General features: G+C 51.8%; 19 protein-coding genes and 1 tRNA gene. 8 read left to right on the top strand and 12 right to left on the bottom strand.

Annotation, left to right across the window (positions count from 1 at the left end):
• Positions 1-6: 6 nt before the first annotated feature.
• The 3 genes from COW20_07510 to COW20_07500 all read right to left on the bottom strand — a co-directional run bounded on the left by COW20_07510 (position 7) and on the right by COW20_07500 (position 5,814).
• Positions 7-3,762, bottom strand: a complete 3,756-nt coding sequence (locus COW20_07510) for a hypothetical protein (GenBank protein PIW48961.1) — start codon at positions 3,760-3,762, stop codon at positions 7-9.
• 282 nt (positions 3,763-4,044) lie between these two features.
• Positions 4,045-5,364: a Flp pilus assembly protein CpaB gene (cpaB, locus tag COW20_07505; protein PIW48960.1), complete on the bottom strand. Its 1,320-nt coding sequence runs from the start codon at positions 5,362-5,364 to the stop codon at positions 4,045-4,047.
• 6 nt (positions 5,365-5,370) lie between these two features.
• Positions 5,371-5,814, bottom strand: coding sequence for a hypothetical protein (locus COW20_07500; protein ID PIW48959.1), 444 nt, complete (start codon positions 5,812-5,814; stop codon positions 5,371-5,373).
• A gap of 113 nt (positions 5,815-5,927) precedes the next feature.
• Between COW20_07500 and COW20_07495 the strand changes: the two genes are divergently transcribed.
• Together COW20_07495 and aroQ are read left to right on the top strand one after the other, a co-directional pair.
• Entirely contained in the window at positions 5,928-7,766 is a 1,839-nt protein-coding gene (locus COW20_07495; GenBank protein PIW48958.1) for a hypothetical protein, read from the top strand.
• Positions 7,760-8,212, top strand: coding sequence for a type II 3-dehydroquinate dehydratase (gene aroQ, locus COW20_07490; protein ID PIW48957.1), 453 nt, complete (start codon positions 7,760-7,762; stop codon positions 8,210-8,212). Before COW20_07495 ends, aroQ begins: the two co-directional genes overlap by 7 nt.
• On the opposite strand, the gene COW20_07485 is transcribed toward aroQ, so the two are convergent.
• The 5 genes from COW20_07485 to COW20_07465 all read right to left on the bottom strand — a co-directional run bounded on the left by COW20_07485 (position 8,188) and on the right by COW20_07465 (position 11,641).
• Positions 8,188-9,252, bottom strand: a complete 1,065-nt coding sequence (locus tag COW20_07485) for a Holliday junction branch migration DNA helicase RuvB (protein PIW48956.1) — start codon at positions 9,250-9,252, stop codon at positions 8,188-8,190. The genes aroQ and COW20_07485 overlap by 25 nt on opposite strands.
• Entirely contained in the window at positions 9,252-10,049 is a 798-nt protein-coding gene (locus COW20_07480; protein PIW48955.1) for a hypothetical protein, read from the bottom strand. Before COW20_07480 ends, COW20_07485 begins: the two co-directional genes overlap by 1 nt.
• Positions 10,040-10,117 (bottom strand) — tRNA-Val (locus tag COW20_07475). The genes COW20_07480 and COW20_07475 overlap by 10 nt, the downstream gene beginning before the upstream one ends.
• Positions 10,118-10,144: 27 nt before the next feature.
• The gene (locus COW20_07470) at positions 10,145-10,768 is read right to left on the bottom strand and encodes a hypothetical protein (GenBank protein ID PIW48954.1); all 624 of its coding nucleotides are present in this window, start codon (positions 10,766-10,768) and stop codon (positions 10,145-10,147) included.
• Between the two features lie 108 nt (positions 10,769-10,876).
• The gene (locus COW20_07465; GenBank protein PIW48953.1) at positions 10,877-11,641 is read right to left on the bottom strand and encodes a hypothetical protein; all 765 of its coding nucleotides are present in this window, start codon (positions 11,639-11,641) and stop codon (positions 10,877-10,879) included.
• Positions 11,642-11,808: 167 nt separating this feature from the next.
• Here COW20_07465 and COW20_07460 point away from each other — a divergent pair, with 167 nt between their 5' ends.
• From COW20_07460 to COW20_07445, 4 genes are all read left to right on the top strand, one after another.
• Positions 11,809-12,027, top strand: coding sequence for a hypothetical protein (locus COW20_07460; protein ID PIW48952.1), 219 nt, complete (start codon positions 11,809-11,811; stop codon positions 12,025-12,027).
• Between the two features lie 99 nt (positions 12,028-12,126).
• The gene (locus COW20_07455) at positions 12,127-12,309 is read left to right on the top strand and encodes a hypothetical protein (protein ID PIW48951.1); all 183 of its coding nucleotides are present in this window, start codon (positions 12,127-12,129) and stop codon (positions 12,307-12,309) included.
• A gap of 84 nt (positions 12,310-12,393) precedes the next feature.
• Complete coding sequence (locus COW20_07450) at positions 12,394-13,464, top strand: hypothetical protein (GenBank protein PIW48950.1); 1,071 nt, start codon at positions 12,394-12,396, stop codon at positions 13,462-13,464.
• On the top strand, positions 13,464-14,396 hold the full coding sequence (locus COW20_07445; GenBank protein PIW48949.1) for a hypothetical protein: 933 nt from the start codon (positions 13,464-13,466) through the stop codon (positions 14,394-14,396). Before COW20_07450 ends, COW20_07445 begins: the two co-directional genes overlap by 1 nt.
• A 1-nt stretch (position 14,397) precedes the next feature.
• Here COW20_07445 and truA read toward each other — a convergent pair whose 3' ends face one another.
• Positions 14,398-15,261: a tRNA pseudouridine(38-40) synthase TruA gene (truA, locus tag COW20_07440; GenBank protein PIW48948.1), complete on the bottom strand. Its 864-nt coding sequence runs from the start codon at positions 15,259-15,261 to the stop codon at positions 14,398-14,400.
• A gap of 112 nt (positions 15,262-15,373) precedes the next feature.
• On the opposite strand from truA, the gene COW20_07435 reads away from it, so the two are divergent.
• On the top strand, positions 15,374-17,290 hold the full coding sequence (locus COW20_07435) for a hypothetical protein (GenBank protein ID PIW48947.1): 1,917 nt from the start codon (positions 15,374-15,376) through the stop codon (positions 17,288-17,290).
• Positions 17,291-17,370: 80 nt separating this feature from the next.
• Positions 17,371-18,033 carry a hypothetical protein gene (locus tag COW20_07430; protein ID PIW48946.1) on the top strand — a complete coding sequence of 221 codons (663 nt, stop codon included), beginning with the start codon at positions 17,371-17,373 and terminating at the stop codon, positions 18,031-18,033.
• A 179-nt stretch (positions 18,034-18,212) separates the two neighbouring features.
• Here the strand turns inward: COW20_07430 and COW20_07425 are convergent, their stop codons facing one another.
• The 3 genes from COW20_07425 to COW20_07415 are packed head-to-tail and all read right to left on the bottom strand — an operon-like array spanning position 18,213 to position 22,128.
• Entirely contained in the window at positions 18,213-19,004 is a 792-nt protein-coding gene (locus COW20_07425; GenBank protein PIW48945.1) for a hypothetical protein, read from the bottom strand.
• 12 nt (positions 19,005-19,016) lie between these two features.
• Positions 19,017-20,147: a hypothetical protein gene (locus COW20_07420; GenBank protein PIW48944.1), complete on the bottom strand. Its 1,131-nt coding sequence runs from the start codon at positions 20,145-20,147 to the stop codon at positions 19,017-19,019.
• The gene (locus COW20_07415; protein ID PIW48943.1) at positions 20,110-22,128 is read right to left on the bottom strand and encodes a sodium:proton antiporter; all 2,019 of its coding nucleotides are present in this window, start codon (positions 22,126-22,128) and stop codon (positions 20,110-20,112) included. The genes COW20_07420 and COW20_07415 overlap by 38 nt, the downstream gene beginning before the upstream one ends.
• Positions 22,129-22,212: the final 84 nt, after the last annotated feature.

Genomic DNA, 22,212 nt, shown 5'->3' with positions numbered 1-22,212 from the left:
TTGAAACTACTTCGTTCCGCCAGTGGGGGCCGAAGTGGCTGTAAAGTCGGTCGTCGCGTTGCCTGAACCGTCATACTTGATTGAGAAGTATTTGCTGATGGTTCCAGATTTCGGAGCGACCAGAATGGTTCCACTGGTGGGAACCCGCGAAAGTACGCCATCGGTATCGTCGTTATTGGTGCTTTGCGTACTGGGCGTTGAGGCCGTTGTATCAAAGGGCACCAATGTAAAGGAGCCACTTGTGGGCACCAGATGCAAAGTGTCTACGAAATCTGTATTGCTGGCATTGCCTTGCATCACAATCGTTCCCGAGATGGGGACATAGTTGAGTGCTACGCCATTGACATCGAGGTTAAGGGTTTCTCCCAAGGCAATATTGTTGACGTTTCCAGTGAAGGTAATAGAGGTTGGCGTTACGCTTTGAATGGTTGCAATCGCACCGCCATTTCCACCCCCCGCAAAACGGATTTTATCACCCGCAGCAAAGTTTGTTGTGCTTGCCACAGTCAGTGTGTTGGTGGCCACGGTAACAGCTGCTCCTGAAGTAGTGGTTACGAAAGGCGCATTCAAGGTGACATTATTGCCTGCTTTGGTTGCAATATTGCGAACGACGTTCTTACCGGGGATACGCAGGCCGTCTCCTACTTTGGCAATGCCACCGACGGTGGCATCCAGCACGATTTGGGCTGAGCTGGTTCCGTCAACGTCTGTATTGGGGGTGAAGCTGATCGGGGCGAACTCGAGGGTGCTGCCCACCACCGTAATCGTTTTGGTCTGACCTGCAATCAGGATATTGTTGGTGCTGGCAAAACCTTGGGTGGAAGATACCGTGACGCCATTGCCCGTGCTTCCATCTCCCAAGGCATTGCTGATGACCATTGACAATGGTTGATCCAATTGCAGTTTGGGGCCAGGAATCATGCCTGCAATCGTGCGTATCTGGCCATTGATGCGCACTTTGCTGCCAATGCTGAAGCCTGTTGTGGCAGCTACAGAAATTTCACTGCCAGAAGCACCTGTTCCTGTATTATTGGTTGCGATGCTCATGCTGGCAATCGGCTGATAATTGCCCAAAGTATCTTTGAGCTCAAACTTATTGGTAGATTGTGTTGAGTTGATGCTGACAACACGTGTTTGACCATTGATAAAGACCTTGCGACCCGTTAAGAAATTGGTGGCTGAGGTGACATCAATGCCGTTTCCAAAGGTGCCATCCCCTGTATTGGCTGCAGAAACAGGAGCGGTTGCCAGCGCCTGGTCAATCACCACATGGTTGGCATCAGGCAGACTGACCACATTGCGGTTTACCGTAAATGCGGTAGTGCCTTGACCTACGGTAATGGTGACGACAGAGGATGCTGGGAAGGTGGCTGATGTACCGGCCTTAACCAATAAACCGCCATTGGCGAGCAAGCCATCACTGGTATTGTTGGCATCGACAAAGGTATTGATGGTATTGTCCAATTCAATTTTGGGGCCAGCGGGAAGTGCACTTACAGTGCGGATCGTGCCACCGGCCAAGACATTGACGAAATCAGACACACTCATGGAACTGAAGGTGTCGGTGGTTTTGTCAACCAAAATACCATTGCCTGTCGTGCCGTTGCCTGTATTGGTGCTTTGAATGGTAGAGGTAAAGAGGGCAGAGTCAAGGGTCACGCGATTGCCATTTTTGGCTGGCACGGTACGTTTTTGGCGTGTGATTTTACCCCCTGTGGCAGCGTTGTCAAAGACAATCACATCATTGACTGCAAATTTAGCGGCATCTGCTGCAGAAAGCAACAGGCCTTGGTTTGTTGTGCCATCATTGGTACCGTTGTGGGCATTGGTATTGTTGATATTGGCGGTATCCAAAACCCCTTTTAGGGTGGTGACATCGAGGGTTGCGTTATCTGTCCAAATACCTGAGGTGACCGCATTGTTTTCAAGTGCGCCGCCATCGGTGGCTGCGTTGGGGCCAAACTGGAGATAATCACGGTAATTGGTATCGGTTGCGGTGACTGTGCAAGCTGAATCTGTACAGAGGGCAATCTGAGTGAGTGCACTGCTTGCCGTGGCATTGGTGGGGTCAAAGCGCATTTCTGCAAGGCCTGTGCCTGTATACAGATTGGTCGCTGAGCTGCCACCTGCTTTGTTGATATTGATGACAGTCACAGCATCAGGGGCCAAGGGAGGTGTTTCTGCGGGAATGGTGAAGTCTGCAAGCGTGCCATTTTTATCGGTATAGCGCAGATGCCATCCGGCAATGCTGGCTGAGCTGGTGCCTTTGTTGAGCAGCTCAACGAATTGATTGCCGCTGCTGTCAGGATTGGTGAAGACTTCGTTAATGACCACGTCTGTGGCAAGAAAAGGAATGGTGCTTGAGCCGTTTTTGCCTGTGGTGGTATTTTTTACCAGCAACATACCGGTTTTGGCTCCTGCAGGAATGGCGAGTGTCAATTTATGACAATTTGGGTCTGTGGTGGTGTCTTTGGCTGCAATGGTGGCCTGATTGACGCCTCCAAATTCCACATTGTAATTGTCGGCATTGCTGCCAAAGTTTTCACCTTCTACCACAATTCGCAAACCTTCTCCACCTGCATTGGGAGAGAAGCGGTGAACCAGAATATCTCGGATTTCGACGGTAAAAACCTTGCTGGTGCGGTTGTTATCGGTATCCGAAACCTGTACGGTGAAGGTTGAGGCGCCTGTGGCTGTGGGGGTGCCGGTCAGGGCTCCATTGCTGGCCAGGGTTAAGCCGGTGGGCAGGGTGCCGCTGCTGACTTGCCAGGTATAGGTATTGTTACCACCTGTGGCAGCCAGTTGACCTGAAAAAGCTGTGCCACAACCTGTGCGCACATAGGCTTTATTGAGGATCCCGATCGGGAGCGTATCGGTCAGAATGGCGATATTGGAATCGGTACGGTTAATGGTTATACTCAGGGTTTTGGTCGCTGCTTGCCCACGGGCATCGATGACTTTGATGGTAAAGGTTTCTTCGCCCTGCAGTTTGGGGGTTCCGCTGATTTCACCAGTGGTGGGGTTGATTTCGAGCCCGTCAGGCAGAGCGCCGCTGCTGATACTCCAGGAATAGGGGGCAACACCGCCGCCCACATTCAAGGTTTGTGAATAGCGCCGATCGACCGTGCCGCTGACCAGACTGGTGGTCAGTACGCCGACAGAATTGACACCGCTATTGGTGTCTGAAACCAGGATAAACATACTGCGGCGTGCGGCGTTGGCTGCGGTGTCAATTGCCTGAACTTCGAAGCTGAAGGTACCTGTTTGAGTGGGTTTTCCAAAAATTTGACCGGTTGCCTGATCAAGGATTAGGCCATTGGGCAAGGTTCCTGAGGCCAGGTTCCAACGGTAGGAACCGCTGCCGCCTACGGCTGTTAACGCGGCGTTATAGGTGAAATTTAAGGCTGCGGTGGGCAAGGTCGATGAACTGATCGCCAATTGGCCTGGGCCTGGAATGGGGGTGGGAGTGGCAATGGGCGTTCCTGGGGTACCCGAAGAACCCGGAGTGGGGGTCTGACCTGGAAGACTGGGAATGGGCAACAGGCTGGAGCCAGGTAAAGGCGTCTGGGCAATACTCGGTGGAACCGTAGTAGGGATGGGTTTGACATTCACGGTGGGGGCCGGGGCCGGTCCACAACTGGTCATTAATCCGACGATTCCAGACAATAATAATACAGCACCAGATTTTCCAGCTCGTTTGCTCATGAAGGTTTCCTTTTTGATCAATGGCGAATTTTCAGTCCCAAAACAGACAGTTTTCATTTTAGCACAGGTTTTTGGGGATTTCTCTAGCCTACTTAGACGGTGATGGTGAGAGCGTTTTCTCTTGCTTGTTAAAGATTGCTAAATAGAGGTTCCCACCCTTATTTTTACCCCTTTTCAGAGAGGGGCAATGTGACCAAGCTCTCACTCTGGGTGTTGGCTTCGTCGCTGTACCTGGATTTATTTTATTGCATACTAAATGCGTAACCCTTGAACCGAGCCGCCAAAAAGCTCAAGCCCCGCTATGCAGCGGGGCTTTTTTATTTTGAGCCTTGTGAAGATTTATTCTCCACCCTGGGTTTGAACGCCCCCCTGAATTACAGTGGGTGCACGGTAGGGACGGACGGGGGCACGTGCCGGTGCTGCTGCGGGCCGTTGGGCTGGGGCCGCAGCGGGACGGCGGGGAGCCTGGCGGACAGGAGCTCTGTAAACGGGCGCACGGTAGGCTGGGGCGCGGTAAGCCGGCGCCGCAGGGGCTGCGGGTGCTCCTCCAGAGAGATCGACCAGTTTGGAAATATCTTCTTCCGTCGGATCTTCTTCTTTGGTTGTTTTAGCGGCTGGCTTTACTTCTTTGGTTGGGGTGGTGGTATCGGCGGTTGGCGTCGATTCAAATTTGCCCTGAAGCGCATCTTCAATTTCCTGAATTGTATACAGCTCGGTCTGAATATGTTGATCACCCGCTGCGCGCTGAATCACATTGAACTTGCCATTGCTTTGCTCGAGAATACTCATCAGATTGACTCGCTCATCGGGAACAGCCACCGTGATTTCACGCGGCATGCTGTTGCTGTTGCCGCTATTACCGGCTTCGCTTGTAAATTGATTGCCCACCGCCAGAATCTTGGCGCGTTGGAGTACGGGAATCGAGATGATTTTTCCACGGCGCACGGGATTCAGATCTTTGATGGCGGCAATGACGTCAACATAATCGCCGGGCTTCATTAAATAGGCATTGTCGGTGCGTACGGTAATCGCCCGGTGCCCTTCGGGAATTTGTGTCGCCAGACCTGTAGCGGCATTGGGGTCTGACATGCGTTCTTTCATCAGCATTTCACCCTTATACAGAGCGGTCACGGTGAGCATTCCCAAAACAACAGGCGTTTTGCCTGGCTCTACGCGCGTCGCTCCTTCAGGTACATAGGCGGCAGGAATTTCTTTGATTTGCACCATGTCTTCTTTGAGGGGGGTGCGGGCCGGAACATCTTTGACCAGGGTCACGACCTTGATCAATTTGGATTGCCCTCTCAGAGGTTCTGCAATGCCTTTGATATAACTCATGGACAGAAGAGTAGCTAAACCCGCCACACCGAGCGCGATGATCAGCATTTTGCGGTTGACTTCAAGTTGTTTCAGTTTTTCGAGCAGAGGATTGGCTTTTTTGGGCTGGGTTTCGCTGACCGGAGCTGCGTTTGTGGAGGGAGAGGCGGGTTCTTGAAACACGGAAGCATCTAAATCTGCAGTGCCTGGCAGTTCGTCAGTAAATACAGGGGATGGGCGGCGAAAACTTTTGGGGGCCTCATGGGCCCCGGTTTCAGGCGTTAGTTCCTGAGTATCCTGATGATTTGAGCGCAATTTATTGCGCAGATGATCGATTGATGACACGTCGCTCTACCTCCCTGAACGCCCAAAACGATAAGGCGTTGTATATATGGTAATTATAGTCTGCCCCCTGAGTTCCCTTGTTTCTGGCAGGGCTCCTATGGTTAAGTGTGCATTAAGTTTTGATTTTAAATGGGATAAACTCAAGATAAAGACGGGCGTTTTTCCTGTTTTTTTTAAGGTTTCAATCCAGATTTGAGCTTCTGTTTCTGAGGGGAAATCGAGATGCCAGTCGGGGGTTTGGCTGAGGGCCAGGTAATGCTTTAAAACCTGGGCGTGATTTTGCGGGCTGATCTGAATATAAACCGGCTGTCTGGAGCCTGCCTGCAGGGTGCGCAAGGGAAGATTTGGCAAAAACAAATCTTCGGTAGCCTTTACAGGGGGAGTGGCCCAGGCAGACGAGGTCAGGCCTGTCAAGAGAAGAACAGACAAAAGCAAGGATTTTAAAAACATTTGAAGCGCCCCCTGATTTGATTCTGCCGTTTTTCTGTCTGAAAATCAATCCGATCGGAAGTGTTTTCAGAGGGGGGTGCTATAATTGTTTGCATATTTTTAGAGTCGGTCTTATGTCAGAAGAAATACTTGAAATCAACCATTATTTAAATGAAACCCTGGCTGGGGTTCCCGAGGATATTTCCTCGGTCGTGATCGATGCCTTGGCGGTTCTCAGTGATGAACTGGCACAAAGCGTAGGCTTGAATGCACATCTTAGCTATGCTGAAAAAATTGACTCGATTCGTTATGCCTATACCTCGCTTGTCAATTATCTGGTTGAACACAATCTCAACCACTTGAATCCCTCCCAGCGGGTTTTTTTGAATACGGGCGCGATTGCTGATTTGATTACCTTTGAAGATGAACAGGGTAGACAATTCGGCCTGCAATTACTGGACCCCGAACTTTATCGCAGTTTGCGTGCTGCTATTCTTGATTTCAAAAGCGATACCCTGCCCCCCTGGAGCCACACCATTTACCGTTGTGAAGACCAGTTTAATGCAATTGCGCTGGGTGTTTTAGAACCCGAAGGTCTGGACAAAAAAAGTTTGGCGAAATTCAGAGCCACCCGCAGCTTGGACACCCAGATTGCCATGTCACGGGAACAGACCACGATTTTAAACAATACCTATTATGCGATGGTGGGGCAGAACAAAGAGCTTTTTCGTAAGTTGGAGAACTTGGTTGCCGAGTTTAAATATTCTGCCAGTCAGATTGCGCAAATTGATGAACTTTTGAACAAGGCCAAGCATTACAGTCATGTGATCGCAATGCGTGAAATTCCCTTTGAAGAACGCGATGAAATATCTCAGATTATGCGTGATCCAAGCTATAGGCGATTGGGGCAAGATCTTGAAGTTTACGCTGAACACGTGGTGCGGGTTATGGATCAGGTGCGCGAAAACAGTCTTGAGATAGATATTCAAAGTAAAAAACTCAAAGAAATTACAGGCAAACTGATCAAGGCGGGCACCCAGGATATTGGCAGTGTACGTGATCGCGATGATTTGATCTTTGATGAAGAAACCATTCGCCTGATTAAAAACAATATTGCCAATACAGGCAATTATGCAGTGGCGGGGGCCCGTAAATCACCGTTTAAAATTCCTGAAAGCACCTCTCGCATTCTCTTGGACGTGCATAGCAAACATTGTCCGGAACCACTTTCAGACTGTTATGCGACTTTGCAGAATGCCACAGCGGCCTTTGAAAAAATTCTCTCCATCCATGTCAATCTCTTTGAAAAGGATGAAGCTGGCTCTCCGATCTTACCGCCGGTGCTGATTGAACCGATTCGCAATTACGTAGAATGGACAGGGGAACGTTTCGTTGTGGGTTTTGTCAGCGGTGAAGTCCCCCGACAGGGGGTTCAGGTTTCTTTTTCCTCACTTGAAATGAGTATTCTGCGTGCCTGTGGCATGTATGCCTTCCGCGATAAGATTTTTGACTACCGAGGCAACCGTCTGGAAGGCAATCTGATGGCTGATTATTCAGCGCGTTTGGAGTCTCAGACGGCAGTTAAATGGGTGGGTGAAGAAAAAAAATACAAATTGGTAACGGTTCTGCAGGAGGTCGACTCTGCTGGCCGAAACGAAGCTGTGAATGATTATATGGAGTTTGTCTTTCATGCGGCCAATCATTTTCCGGCTCCCTTGGGGATCAGCAAACGTAAATTGGCGACCATGTTGAAATATATTCAAATTGGGGATTTAAACCGTACGATAGCTTTGCTTTTGCGCTATGTGGCAGACAAGGAGCCTGAAGAAGCCAAGGATTCGCTGCTCTGGCATGCGGGCCATGATCGCCAAAGGGCGCGTCGCTTGATCGCCAGTGCCTGTGAAAATTATCAGGAAATGCTGACTGAAACTGAGGCACAATACACACAAAAAATTCTGGGAAGCCTATTGTGAAAATTTTGGTTTTGAATGGTCCGAATCTCAATTTGCTGGGTGAACGCGAGCCTGAAATTTATGGTGCCACGACTTTGCCAGAACTTGAAGAAAGTCTGCGCAATCGAGGGCTTGAATTGGGTCTGGAAGTGGTTTGCAAGCAAAGCAACCATGAGGGCGTTTTGATCGACCTTTTGCAGGATGCCCGTGATTGGGCGCAGGGAGTTATTTTTAATCCCGGAGCTTATACCCATACCAGCCTGGCCTTGGCCGATGCGATTCGCGCGGCCCGCTTAAGCGTGATCGAAGTGCATCTCAGCAATATTTATCAGCGAGAGAGCTATCGCCACCATTCCTGGATTGCGCCTGTGGCTTTGGGACAAATCAGCGGTTTGGGGCTTCAAGGCTATTTTTTAGCGCTTGAAGCTCTTACGCAAAGGCTTCAGGCTTCAAAGAGCGGCAATTGACCGCCTGGCAAATCAAAGCCCAAATGCTGATAGGCCTGTGGGGTGACCATGCGCCCTCTTTGGGTGCGCTGTAAAAAACCGGCTTGCATGAGAAAGGGCTCATAGACTTCCTCAATCGTACTGCCGTCTTCGCTGATCGCGGCGGCCAAGGTGTCAATTCCGACTGGGCCGCCCTGGTAGTTGCGGATAATGGTTTTTAACAGCAGCCGGTCGGTAGGGTCCAAGCCAAAACGATCGACCTGCAATAAATCCAAGGCTTCCACGGCAATGTTTTCATCAATTTCAAGCTTGCCTTTGACCTGGGCAAAGTCTCTGACCCGTTTGAGCAGGCGGTTGCCAACGCGGGGCGTGCCACGTGAACGTGAACCGATCGCCAAAGCGCCAGCTTCAGTCAGAGGAATTTTAAGCAAACCGGCACTTTGCAGCAGAATTTTCTGCATTTCGGTATCGGTATAAAAACGCAGCCGGTGTACCAGTCCAAAACGGGCCCGCAAAGGTGCTGATATTGCACCCGCACGTGTGGTTGCGCCGATCAAGGTAAAGCGTTTGAGCGGCAGCCGCTTGATGCGGGCGGCCTGCCCCTTGCCAATGGTAATATCCAGCATGAAATCTTCCATGGCAGGATAGAGCATTTCTTCTGTAACCCGGTTGAGGCGGTGGATCTCATCAATAAAGAGAATATCACCGGCCTGCAGTGAGAGCAAAAGTCCTGCAATATCGCGGGGGCGTTCTAAGGCGGGAGCCGAGGTAATACGGATTTGGGTTTGCATTTCGGCGGCGATCAGCATGGAGATGGTGGTTTTGCCCAAACCAGGGGGGCCATAAAAGAGCAGATGGTCGATCGGTTCGCCACGTTGGCGAGCGGCAGCAAGAGTCACTCCCAGGCTTTGTTTCAGTTCTTCCTGGCCCAGGTATTCATTTAGCGTGTTCGGGCGCAGACTTTGCTCGCCCTGATCCTCCTGGACAGGCTCAGCTTGGACAACGCGTTGAGCGGGCGCTTGAGCGCGGGCTCCATTCGCGTCGGCGGGTACTATCGCCATTACTGAATGATCCGGTAATTATAGCTGACGATATTCACATCGGCTTGATTGACGCCAATTGGGAGCTGAGGCAAGGGTTTGCCTGGAATCTGGCGCATGATGATTTGGCCATTGGGATCTTGGTCCTGAATCTGGCTGTTGATGGTTTTGGTCTGAACAGAGAAGGGTATATTTGAACGCCAGTAGTCGTAGACATAGCCCTGGCCGGTGTCGATGCTGTCGCTGGTGGCCAGATTAAAAACGAGATTGCCTGGCGTGTCGGTGCCACTGGTGAGGTCGTTGACCAGAATCTGAACTTCAAAGCTGGAGTCTGTTTTTTTGCTCCAGAGATTGTTGATCGGGTAGTTGCGCTGGATAATTTCAGGTGCTTTGGTGGCATTGTTAAAACGGCCCCGGCCCATGGTGCCCTGCCCATCTGCTGTGCCCTGCAAATAATAGAAATCAGTCCATTCTGATGCGATATCTCCGGGCAGTTGTCCGATAAAGGGCAGGCGACCGGCGAGAAATTGAGGGCCGTCATTGAGCGAGGGAGCGTTGACGCGGGGCCCGTTGGTTGAGGGGTTGAGGGGCACGTCTTTCTTACCTGAAGGGGCATTGATGAGGATATAGTAGGTCACATTTTCATTGTTTAAGGCCAATTTGCCCTGCACAAAAAACTGAAACACCACGCGTTTATTAAAGTTCGCGATATCACGCACCTTGTTTGCACAGCCGTTCAGAAGCAGACTGAAGATGAATAAGCTGGAAAAAAACAGTTTGTTTTTGATCATGGCGCCCAAAAAATAAAAGGTGGGCACTACTGGACTCGAACCAGCGAAACCTCTGCCGTGTGAAGGCAGCGCTCTACCAACTGAGCTAAGTGCCCATAATCAGACTTAATTATAGCCTGGAATCAGTCCAGAGGGGAGGGGGTGGGCAATTTGAAGAGAATGGCTTCCTGGCGTTGAAGCACCTGTTCCAGCTCATCGGAGCTGATATAACCCAACTGAATTAAAATTTCCCCGAGCAGTACCTGAGAGGCTTCTTGCAGGCTCAGGGCTTTTTCCAATTGCTTTTCGGTAATTTTTCGCTCACGCAGTAAAATCGCGCCCAAACGGTTGTCATGGCGTTGCTGGCGCAGGGCTTCTTTCAGTTGTTCAGGGCTGCACAACCCACGTTCCACCAAAATAAAGCCGAGCAGACGGCCGCTGCGTTTCTGCTCAGCGAGCGCCTCTGCCAGTTGTTCCTGGCTGACAATGCCACTGCGCTGTAAAACCTGGCCCAAACGCGTTTCTTCACGTTGTTGTTCAATCGCACGGGCAATCTGCTCCTGGCTGCAGATCATTTCTGAGATCAGGATTTGCCCCAGCAGTTTATGGGATTGCTGCTCTTTAATCAGCAAGGCGCGTTGAAGTTCTTCTTCAGTCAGGGCTGACATGCGCAGTAAAATTTGCCCTAAGCGGTGCGGTTCTACGGGTTCATGCGGGGAAACGGGCCAGAAGCGCTGAAATAATTCTTTCAGTTTGTCACCAAACACGTGTTATGCCTGTCCTGAGTTTTAATCGGGGAATGAGATCAGCGTTCAGCCAACCCCTTCCACCTGAAAAAATTGTACCACACCCCTTTTGTGTTGCGTGGCGGGCAGCTAGCCCTTCTCTGCAGGGGGTTCGTAGGGCCGAAGAAAGCCTGAACCGACCTGAAAAACGAGCGTGGGTGAGTTTTGGCTGTTTTCGAGGGTGTGAATCAGGCGCAGATTGAGCAGTTCTGGATTCTTTTCAAGCATGCGCGCGGCATTGGCCAAACTGCGCAAAGCCGCCTGTTCGCCCCGTGCCTTTTCAAGCTGGGCCTGGGCTTCTTTTTGTACTTTGAAAACCTGGGCATAGGCCCGCTTCAGATCTCCAGGCAACATCAGGTCTTTGAGCGAAAGGCTGCAAAGCTCGACTCCCCAGGCCGCGAGTTCTTTACGGGCCTGTTCTTGCAAATGGGTGATCCAAGGGCTGGGATTTTCGAGTAGGGTTTCGAGTTTTTCGGCTTGAACCACGCTGCGCAGCAGAATCTGCAGATGAAGGTAGAGATTGTTTCGCAGGTTTTCAATTTCCTGTAGTACCTTACGTGGGTCTTGAATCAGGTAGCTGATCACCAGGCTGATTTTAAGCTGAATTAAATCTTGGGTCAGAATTTCTTGCCCTGGAATGCTGAGGTTTTGTTGGCGTCGATCCAGCTTGCGAATTTCGCTAATGCCTTTGCGCAGTCGGTAACGGCCAGGGGCCAGTTCTGTGGTGAGCAAGCCGCGACGGTAGAGAAATCCGGCCTCATATTCATAGACGGTGACGGCTTCGAAAAGCCTTTGGTAAAAGAAACTCAGCCCTCCTGCCAGCAGGAAGAGACTGAGCAGCAGTGTGGGATTCATGAATTTCTCCTTTTGTTTGAGATGCCCGTGCCCAAGATCCCGAAGTGAGGGCGGAGGTCTGAACCTGCAAAGCCCTGTTTTCGGCTGTCGTCAGACGGATCTTGGGGCACGGACAACGGGATTCAAACCCAGTTCTCAGAACAGCTTTTGATTCTGTTTGTGGGGCGATGGGCAAAACCAGATTTGGTGATACCAAAACGGCTGCACGCTTATTCCCCTCATATTTTGGCATTTTTACGAAATTTGAACAAGAGCAGATTTTTTGGGGGGGCTATACTTGTGCATTCAAAATCCGTGAGGTGATTCGCCATGACACCGTTTCAAAAATCTGGGTTTGCATGTGTTTTGGGGGCCTTGGCTTGGGCTGCGCCTTTGGCTTTTTCTGAAGCACTGAGCCCCGTTCCGGCCCGTTCTGTTGCGCACCGGACGGTGCATGTGCATAATGCAGCGGAATTCTTGGCCGCGATTGGCCCGCCCGCACGATTGTGCTTGAGCCCAATACCTATCTTTTGAGCCAATGGCCTTTGCCCCCTAAAAACCCCTATCTGGCGCGGGATAAGGATACCGGTGGCTTGGTGATTCAGAATCTCAGCCATTTAACCCTGAGAGGCCGTGACGTGCGTGCAACCAAACTGCTGGTCAGTGAGCATTTTCCCCATTCACACTGAAGTCCGTATTTGGCATGACGGATAGTACGCCTCTGTCGTGCCAGTCCCTGCTGAGAGACTCTGATCTCATGCTAAAATCGGAGCATGTCAGCAGAACCTTCTTCACCCCGTCAGCGTATTCTGCGCCGCTATTGGGAAATTTTGGCGCTCTTGTGCCTGGCCCTGCCTTTGGCAGGGCTGCTCTATCTCAATCAGCAGGCTGAAAAGCTGGTGTATTTTAAATATGGCAAGGCCAAATGGGGGCAGCAACGCCCGGCGGCTTGTACCCCGGCGCGTAAAAAGTGGGTCTATGGGGATCTGCGCCCAGGACATGCGGGCGAAGTTCCCCTGGAATTGACCTGTGAAGCGGCTCTGCAGGAGCCCAAACAGGAAGAGACCGTTCAGAATGCCTCTGGTTTGCCTTTGCATACGGTGCGCTATCTGACGGGTTCAGATGCGAAACGCCCCTGGTTGGTGTATATCTCGGGGGCGACCAGCACCTGGCTGGATGCGACTCGCTATCTGCCCATGGCCCGTCGTTTGGGTTTTAATCTGGCCAGTTTGGATATGAGTAACCACGGCATTTCGGGCAATAATGGCAAGGGTTTGGGGTTCGGTTGTCGTGAAAAAGAAGACGTGGTGGCTTTGCTGGATCGAGTGGCTCAAGCCTATCCCCAGGCCGATCTTTTTCTGGCAGGCACCTCAACGGGCACCATGGCGATTGCGAATGCTGCAGGAATTTTGAATAAGCGCCCCTATGCCGCTCGGATTGTGGCCACCGTGCTGGAAAACCCACCCAGTTCTGTGCGCGACCTGATGGCCTTTCGCCAGCCCCACTTTCCGGGTTTTCTCTATGACCTGACCGCGTTTCTGGCGGGGCTGCAAACCGGCCTTGACTTTGGGCACTGTGCGCCTGTGAATCAATTGGGGCAATGGCGGTACCCCACGCTGGTACAGATGCCCGGTCAGGACAATCTGGTTTCGCCTGAAATGGCGCGAAAAGTGTATCAGGCTTTGCCGACAGATCTGCCCAAGCGTTTTGTGCACTACCCGCAGGGTTACCATGCCGCTCTCTGGAACGCCCAACCCCAGATTTTTGAGGCAGATTTCAAGGCAATCTGGGAAACCGGCTTGCGCTTCAGGCAGGCCCAACAGGCCGGGAAAGTGGTGCGCTGATGAAAAATCGCAGCAAAGCTTTGCCCCTGACGATTACCCTGGGTTCAATCCTCTTGGTTTTTTGTCTGGCACTGACCACGCTCTGGAATATCGTGCTGATCTACAATGCCTTGCAATTGAAGGCCTATGCGGGCCCGCACCTTAAGAATATCTGGTCGCAGTGGGTGATCCTGGGCGTGGGCTCAGCGCTCTTCGTGATTATTATTACCGGGATTATTTTGTTTATCGTGTTTATGTCGCGCCAGATTATTGTGAATCAATTGCAGAAAAATTTTATCGACAGCATGACCCACGAACTCAAAACGCCGCTGACCTCTTTGCGCCTGTATGTGGAAACCTTGCAAAGGCATCGCGTAGACCCTGAAAAACAAGCCTGGCTGCTCGATACCATGCTCAAGGATATTGAGCATTTGGACCAGTTGGTCAGCCATGTGCTGGAAGCTGTGCGGGTAGAATATGGTCGCCAGGGTGAAAATCTGAGCGAGGTTGCGCTCAAGCCGCTTTTACAGGAGTGCGCCGAAACCCTGCGCAGGCGTTACCAATTGCCCGAAGACGCTCTGCAGCTGACAGGCCCTGAATTGCTGATGCGCTCAAATGCCGGTGGCTTGCGTCTGGTCTTTATGAATTTGCTCGACAATGCGGTCAAGTATTCCGGCGAGGCTCTGCCACAGATTCAGATTCGCTGGCAGCCCGAAAATGGTCAGGGGGTGCAGGTTGAGATTCAGGATCAGGGCTTGGGAATTCCCGAAGCTGAGCTAAAAAAGGTCTTTCGCCGTTTCTATCGCCTTTCAGGACATGAAGCCTTAAAAGGCAGCGGTCTGGGTCTGTTTATTGTGCAGGAAACCCTGCGCCAGCTCAAGGGCCGGATTCAGGCCAGCAGCCCCGGCCCGAATCAGGGCAGTACGTTTACCGTGAGTTTGCCTTTGAATTAGCTCAATCCCACCAAAGCCCCGGATCCTGCAGGGCCTGTTGAGGGATCAGAGCACAGCTTTCCGGGCTGAGAGGATCGGGATAGGGGGGCTGAATGCCAAATTCAGGTGGGTAAAACACCTGACAGAGATACAGCCCCTGTGGGGGAGCCAAACGGCCTTGGGGTTCAGTAGGTTGGATTTGACCCTTTAAAACCTGTTCCAAATAATCCATGGGCAAGCGGCCCCGTGCCATATCCAGGGCTGTTCCCACCAAGCGGCGCACCAGAGAGGTGAGAAAGCGATCCGCCACGATCTCGAGCATCTGGTAGTCTCCTTGAGAGCGCATCTGACTCAACCAGATATTGAGTTGGGTGGCGTGCTGACCGGCCTGGGCTCTTGCCAAGGGTTTGAAATCAAACTGGCCCTGGCATTGTGCCCAGGCCTGCGCCAGTTTTTCGGGCTCAATTGGGTAGGGATACGTCCAAGTGGTACGGGCCTCGAAAGGAGAGGGCGGACAGTTCAACCTGAGCAAATAGCGGTAATGCCGGGCACGGGCACTGAAACGGGCATGAAAATGCGCTGGAACAGGCCAAAGAGCTTTTGCTGTCAGATCGGCGGGCAAGCGTCGCTGTAAGAGAGACAAAAGGCGTTCGGGGGCAAAGGGCAAAGGGGCTTGAAACCCCACAACCTGTCCATAGGCGTGTACCCCCGCATCGGTGCGTCCGGCACCTACTACTGGGCAGGTTTGTTTCAGAATTTGACCCAGTGTCTTTTCGAGCACCCCTTGCACGGTGCGGGCCTGGGGCAAAGCCTGAAAACCTTGAAAGCCAGAGCCTTCATAGGCCACCTGTAAAGCCCAATCGGTTTGGTTGTTCACCCGCTTCACTCCTTCTTGCCAATATCCTCAGTATCGCATTCTACAAGGCTTTTTCAAGGGCTGATCCGCTGAAAATCCAAGCATTTGGCTGTGCTACAATAAAGCATATTTGAGGGCAAACATGGGGCAACTGACAAACGGTTTTATTATCCGCCTGATGCAGGTCAATCAGCCCCATATGGGCCAAATTTATCTGCCCTATTCTGCCGGGCTGCTTGAGAGCTATGTGCGGCAGTATGCGCAGAATCCTTCCCGTTATTTGTTTTTGTCCCCTTTGTTCCGTCGCCAGAGTCTGGAACAGGCAGTCCAGGCTTTTCGCCATGTGGATGTGGCAGGCTTGAGCCTCTATACCTGGAATGTGAATTTTTCACTGGCCGTGGCGCGGGAGCTGAAAGTCCGTCAACCCGAAACCCTGATTGTCGTCGGGGGGCCCCAGGTGCCAGAACGGGCTGAGGCCTTCCTGCGCGCCCATCCTGCGGTGGATCTCTGTGTGCATGGCGAAGGTGAGCAGATATTTTTAGCTCTGCTAGAAAGCCTGCCCGAACGCGACTGGAGCCAGATACCTTCCGTGAGCTATCTTCAGCAGGGCGTTTTTTTTCGAAACCCGCAGGCAACCCGGCTGAAGGCGTTACAGAACCTTGCTTCGCCTTACCTGAGTGGGGCTTTTGACGCTTTGTTCAAAGCGAATCCCAACGAAGACTGGATTGCACTCTGGGAAACCAATCGGGGTTGCCCTTTTTCGTGTAGTTTTTGCGATTGGGGTTCTGCCACGCGCAGCAAGGTCGTGGGCTTTGACGATGCACGTCTGGAAGCTGAAATTGCCTGGTTCAGCCGCCACCGCGTCAAGGTGATTTTCAGCTGTGACGCTAATTTTGGGATTCTCAAGCGCGATCAGGCTTTGACAGAGTCCATGATTGCAGCCCATCAGCAGACAGGGTATCCACGTACCTTCGTGATTCAGAATACCAAGAACGTCACCGAGCGGGCCTACCAGATTCAGAAGCGGCTTTGCGAAACGGGTTTGAACCAATCGGCCACCCTGTCTTTGCAATCGATGAACCCTGAGGTTTTAAAGGCGATTCGCCGCGAGAATATTTCCTTGGATTCTTACCGTGAATTGCAGAGCCGTTTTCGCCGTGATGGCGTGCAGACTTATACGGATATGATCGTTGGTCTGCCGGGTGAAAGTTATGATTCCTTTGCCGAGGGCATTGCCCAGGTGATTGCCGAGGGCCAGCACCACCATATCCGCTATTTTAATTGTTATGTTTTGCCCAATGCTGAATTGGGCAACCCGGATTACCAGGCGCGCTATGGCGTAGAGTACGTCACGATTCCCTATGTTTTTTCGAATGACGCGGTCAGTGAGTCCCGTGATGGTCTGGGTGAAGAGCAGCAGATGGTGGTGGCCTGTTCGAGCTATACCCGCACTGACTGGGTCAAAATGAAAACCTATGCCTGGTTTAGCGAGCTTTTGTATTTTAATCGCAAGCTGCTGCAATTGCCCTTGATGCTCTTGCAGCAAGTGGCAGGCTTTTCTTATCGTGCCTTGTTTGAAGCGTATATGCGCCCCCAGCCAGAGGCGGCCTGGATGCTTGAAGAAATCTGGTGCTTTTTTGAGCGCAAAGCGACAGCCGCCAGTCAGGGCGAAACCCCCTTTTGTCTGGGGCCTTTGGCCGTCAACTCTCCTTTGCAGGTATGGTTGGAAGCGCATGACTACGTGATGATGGGCATGCTTCAGAGTCAGAGTCTTGAGCTCTTTTACCAACAAAATCTGGTGGTGCTGAAACAGCTTTTGCGAGAATCAGGCAAAAGTTTGCCTGCAGGCTTGCTCGAAGACAGTCTTACTTTGGCCCACCGTCTGTTTCTCAGCCAGGCCACAGGAAGGCCTTGGGAGTTGCGTTTGGGTTGGAATCTCTGGGAGGTCTATCAAAGCTGGTTGCTGGGGGAGGTGCTGGAATTGCGACCAGGGGCCGTGCATTATTCAAAACTGGGCTCAGGGCCTCCCTTCGACAGAATTGTAAATTTAGTCTTGTAAAAGTTAATGAAGCTTTACAATTGATCGGCCTCTTCGCTATAATACTGATTAGCTTGACTCAGATAAGGAGGTAAAAAGTCATGTCATCTTCAGATGAAAATAGTGACTTGTCTGCTGGCTTTCACCCAGAAGCAGAGCCGCCCACCTATCGAAAAGAACCTGCAATCAATTCGTCAAAATTTCGTTTTGGGCTCCACATTTTGCGCCCTTTGGGGCGCCGCTTGGATCAAGAGAGTGGTTTTATTCTGCAGTTGCTGGTTATTTTTATGTGTAGCGCTTCGCTGGCCCCATCCCTCCGGCAGGTGATGGGGCTTTCCAGCATACGTATCAGTCAGCAGACGGTTCAACGCAAGCCTGTGGCAAGAGCCTTGTCCGAACAGACCGTGCCACGGCCTTCAGCGAAGAACGGGGTGCCTGGAACAGTAAAGCCTCCCGCAAAGCCTGCTCGTTCATTGCTAACTCAGGCTCTGAAGCCAAAAGTTCAGGCTCCTGTGCGCGTAGCGAACCTCAGAGGCTCGTTTTCAGGGGCTGGAATCCAGCAAGCGGTTCGGGTTTCTGTGAGGCAGACACGGCCCGTTCGAACCCAGAGAGTGCTCAGCTCTGCGCCGAAAAGCCCCAGTCCGGTCGCCGGGATTCGTCGGATTCTGCGCGAGGATTATCAGATCAGCCGGGTTTCTGGCTCCTATGAGAGCTATATGCGCTGGGTCAGGCAGACCTTGAAAACTTACCAGAAAGCCAGCTAAAGAGCTGGAATCAGTCTGTTTTAGGTGATACTGGCTGGTTTCGATATTACTAAGGATTGAACCCTTGATGCCCTGTTTCAAAGCATGACACTGGAAAGCTGGAAAAATCTGTCTGTGCCTGGATGTTTTTTGTGCCTTTTATCGTGTTTAGCGTTTTGGCTTTGAAAAAGGCCTGGAGTTTAGCCCTCTTGTATGTGCTTGAGCAGATCCGGTTTGAGAATATTCTCAAGCTCGTAGACCGAGACAAATACTTCGATGCTGCCTGAGGAATAGGGTGCAATTTCGTAGACATTATAGTAAAAGATCAGCCCCCGCTCTCCCAGGCCCCAAACGCCTGAAAAAGGCAGTTTTTTAAGCTCAAATAGAAAATCCTCCTGATTTAAGGGGGCTTCAGGGGAAATGTCTTTTTGAACCCGGAAATTGCGTTCCAGCTTTCTGCGCAGGGGTTCGAGGCTCCAAGGCTGAAGCAGATCTTCAAGTTGAAGGGGCTCGCCGGTGTTTAAATCAAAGACCAAAAAATTGGTAAAGGGCATGCCATGTGCACCCCCACTATAAAAATAACTCTTGAGACGCAGGCATAAAAAGCGTTCGGAAAAAGTTTCGACCTGGGCTTGGAGTTGCAGTTCATAATCCAGATCGGGCAGATCTTCCTCTTCTTGAATTTCACGGTACCAACTAAAAAAATTTTGAGCCGCCTGCTCAATCGTTTGGGGTTGGTTTTCGCCCATCGAAAGCTGTTGAGCAACGGCTTTCTGAATCTGGGTGTTCAGCTTCTCTGTGATCTGAGCAGAGGCGGCCCGTTCAATGATCGGAAATTCGAGCAGAAAGCGGGCGCAGCTTTTTTCGCAGGGGCCTTCACTGTGTTTCAAGCGCTGCACGGAATAGATCTTTTGCGGTGTTTGCTGGGCCAAGGCGGGCAGATTTGGCAGCAAAAGACTTGCCAAGAGAAAGAGACGCAGGCGTCGTTTCACGTTTTTGCCTTTCTAGTCTGATGACGAATCATCTGTCTGGGCCTCCATGCGCAGCTGTTGTTCAATTAAGGCCAGTAACGCCGCCATAATCAGAGGGCCATAGACCAGCCCCATCGGGCCAAAGGTGGTAATGCCACTGACGATTGCCAAAAAGATTGCAAGTGGGTACATGCGCGTGCGGGCATCAATGAATTTGGGGCGAATGACCACGTAATAGAGCATTTGTTCAATCACTTCCACAATGATCAGAAAAAGCACAGCGACCCACCAGGGCTGCACAAAGAGCAGATAGAGCACGCTGGGAATATACACGGCCAGGGTGCCGAGGGGAATCAAGGCCAGAATACCCAGCAGAATACCCCACATCAGGGGGCTGGTAAAACCGAATAAACCAAAGACGATGGCCATCAGGGTGCCAAAGATCAGGGAGGAGACCATGCCGCCTACCAAAACCGTTTGCCCGACGTGTTCCACCGCGTCGACCAGCCCCTGTGAGGTTTTACGATCAAAGGGCAGCAGGCGTTTGATCAGCTCAATGATCTTTTCTCCATCGCGAATCAGAAAAAAGCAGATAAACAGGAAGTAGAAGGTGGTCAAACCCACCATAAAAGCGTTGTTAAGCAGATTGAGGGCATTGTTATAGACCAGTGAGCCAATATTCTGCAATTGCGCCAGGGCATCTTGTTGAACTGATTGCAAATCAAAGGCGGTGCCAAAAACCTTCAGCTTGGCGTTGATTTGGGTTTCCAGCCCTGCCAGGCGTTTGCCGATCAGACTGAAACCGCCACTTTGGAACATATCCTGTACAAACTGCACAAAGCGCACGGCTTCAAACCCCGCCAATAATAAGAGCAAAAAGATCGGCAGAACCATGACCAAGAGAGCGGTTAAGGTTGCCAGCGCGGCAAAAAGATTGGCGTTATTTCTTAGCTTTTCCGGCAAACGGGGTTTGAGCTTCAGAAAAATACTGGCGGTAATCGAAGCCAGAATAAAGGGCATGATAAAAGGTTTCAGCATCCACAGAGCAAGTGCAATCACCGTCAGGTAAAGAGCCAGGCGGGTGAGATAGGTGCTGGTATGGTGGTAACGTGGATCTTCCATGGGCCTACTCCAGACTGTAGCGTCGGGTGACGACGGGTTCATGGCCGGGCAAATTGGGTTGGGCGGTGACCGGTGGCGGGCTAAACAGTCCTTCTTCAGGATTGCGGCCAATCAAACGCACAATCAGGATCATCAGCCCTGTTCCCACCCCAATTGAGAAGATCGGCATCAGGCCCAGGGCCGCTGGCAGATAGCCCATTGCAGTGGCCATGCCCATGCCAAGCAATGCATAGGGCAATTGGGTGCGTACGTGATCGAGGTGACCACTGGAGCAGGCCATCGAAGACAGGATGGTGGTATCGGCCAGGGGGGAGCAGTGATCGCCAAAAATTGAGCCATCCAGAACGGCCCCCATGGCAATCAGCATCAGGGGCACCCCGCCCAGTTCATAGGCCAGGGGCACGGCCATGGGAATCAAGATGGCCATGGTGCTCCAGGAGCTGCCGGTGGAAAAGGCAATCGCGGCGGCCAATAAAAAGATCAGCATGGGAATCCAGATCGGGTGTACCGAATCTTTAAAGATCGAAACCAGAAATGATGCTGTGCCCAGATCCTGAGAGACCCCATTCAAGCCCCAGGCCACGACCAGAATCAGACAGGCCAGCCAAACCGAGGAAACCCCCTTGCCCCATGCCAGAAAGGTCTCTTTGAAACTGAGCAGGCGTTGACTGAGGGCGAGCAGAATGGCCAGGGCAGAACCTGCCAACGAGGCCAGCAGCAGCACGCTGGCGCTGTCGGCACCTGAAAAGCTGTCGCTGAGCACCTGAAAACTGAAGAGATTGGCAGGGTTGGCCTGGAACTTGGCCCAGCCTCCACCGCTGACATAGAGCCCGACAATGGTCATGCCAATCACCAGCACCACGGGCAGCACGGCATTGACCCAACGGGCAGGAATGTCTTCGCGGCTCTCGAGATTGCCCATCGCGCCAGAGGTCATGGGGGTTGCGCCGTCGCGAATCACCAGCCCGTGTTCCAGGGCCCGGCGTTCGGCGTGGTACATGGGGCCAAAATCACGGCGGGTCCAGACCACGATGAAGACCAGAACCAGGGTGAAAATACAGTAAAAACGAAAGGGCAGGGCGCTGAGAAATGCTGAATAGCCACTGATCTTGAGATCCAATGAAGTTAAAACCTCTTGAAAAAGCCCCACCTCGTAGCCGATCCAGGTGGAAATAATCGCCAGTCCAGCCACAGGTGCTGCGGTAGAATCGACGATATACGCCAGTTTCTCGCGGGAAATTTTGAGCTTGTCAGTCACGGGCCGCATCGTGCCACCAATAATGAACGAATTGGCGTAATCATCAAAAAAGATACAGATACCCATGAGCGAGGCGATCATCTGGGCTGAACGGCGATTGCCCGTATATTTGCGGAAGACATCGACAATTCCACGGGTGCCGCCACAGGCATTCATGACCCCGACCATGCCCACCAGCACCGCCGCGAAGAGCACGACCTTGACGTGAAAGGAGTCGCTGACGGCATGCCAGAGATAGTTGCCAAAGGTTTCGAGCAAGCTGGGCAGGGGGTGAAACCCTTGAAAAATAAAGCTGCCCAACAAGAGCCCGATAAACAGGGCCAAAACCAGGCGGTGGAGTAAAAGTGCAAGCACAACCGCCACCAGGGGCGGCAAAACACTCAACCAGGTGGTGGCTGTGCGGGTTTCAAGATGTGCGGCTCCTTTTTGGGGGGTGGTTTCAAGGGCCATTTGCCCCCCTTGTTCGATCAGCTTGAGCTTGATTCTCAAAGGGGCACCATTGACTTGTTTGAGGGCGGCATTGTGTTTCTTGAGCATTTTTCGGGCCTGATCCATCATTTCTGTTTCAGGCAAAACCGTGCCGGGTTCAAGGGTTAGCGTTCGTTGCGGCGTGTTTTTCAGCAAATGCGCAAATTCTTTGTCCAGCAGCAGCTTAAACTGTTGAACGCGCAGGTATTCCTGATCCGGTTTGGCTTTCCAGAGGAAAAAGCAGACCAGAAAAAAGATGCCAAGCGTGAGTATGGTTTTGAGCCGCCGATTGGCCAAGACGGTTTACCCCCCCCCTGTTGAATTCAATTGATAGGATGCAATGCAGGGCAAAGACTGCCGTCAGCTAAGTATACCCGATCA

It is taken from the genome of bacterium (Candidatus Blackallbacteria) CG13_big_fil_rev_8_21_14_2_50_49_14, assembly GCA_002783405.1.
Lineage (GTDB): Bacteria > Cyanobacteriota > Sericytochromatia > UBA7694 > UBA7694.
The sequence above is the reverse complement of the archived record's forward strand: the minus strand, read 5'-3'. Positions and strand labels throughout refer to the sequence as shown.

What these genes read in the sequence shown, in the direction of transcription:
- COW20_07495 (PIW48958.1), top strand. Translation starts at nt 5,928, where the DNA reads ATGTCAGAAGAAATACTTGAAATCAACCATTATTTAAATGAAACCCTG.
- COW20_07450 (PIW48950.1), top strand. Translation starts at nt 12,394, where the DNA reads ATGTCAGCAGAACCTTCTTCACCCCGTCAGCGTATTCTGCGCCGCTAT.
- COW20_07465 (PIW48953.1), bottom strand. Translation starts at nt 11,641, where the DNA reads ATGAATCCCACACTGCTGCTCAGTCTCTTCCTGCTGGCAGGAGGGCTG.
- COW20_07460 (PIW48952.1), top strand. Translation starts at nt 11,809, where the DNA reads ATGGGCAAAACCAGATTTGGTGATACCAAAACGGCTGCACGCTTATTC.
- COW20_07430 (PIW48946.1), top strand. Translation starts at nt 17,371, where the DNA reads ATGTCATCTTCAGATGAAAATAGTGACTTGTCTGCTGGCTTTCACCCA.
- COW20_07445 (PIW48949.1), top strand. Translation starts at nt 13,464, where the DNA reads ATGAAAAATCGCAGCAAAGCTTTGCCCCTGACGATTACCCTGGGTTCA.
- COW20_07510 (PIW48961.1), bottom strand. Translation starts at nt 3,762, where the DNA reads ATGAAAACTGTCTGTTTTGGGACTGAAAATTCGCCATTGATCAAAAAG.
- COW20_07500 (PIW48959.1), bottom strand. Translation starts at nt 5,814, where the DNA reads ATGTTTTTAAAATCCTTGCTTTTGTCTGTTCTTCTCTTGACAGGCCTG.
- COW20_07420 (PIW48944.1), bottom strand. Translation starts at nt 20,147, where the DNA reads ATGAACCCGTCGTCACCCGACGCTACAGTCTGGAGTAGGCCCATGGAA.
- COW20_07485 (PIW48956.1), bottom strand. Translation starts at nt 9,252, where the DNA reads ATGGCGATAGTACCCGCCGACGCGAATGGAGCCCGCGCTCAAGCGCCC.
- COW20_07435 (PIW48947.1), top strand. Translation starts at nt 15,374, where the DNA reads ATGGGGCAACTGACAAACGGTTTTATTATCCGCCTGATGCAGGTCAAT.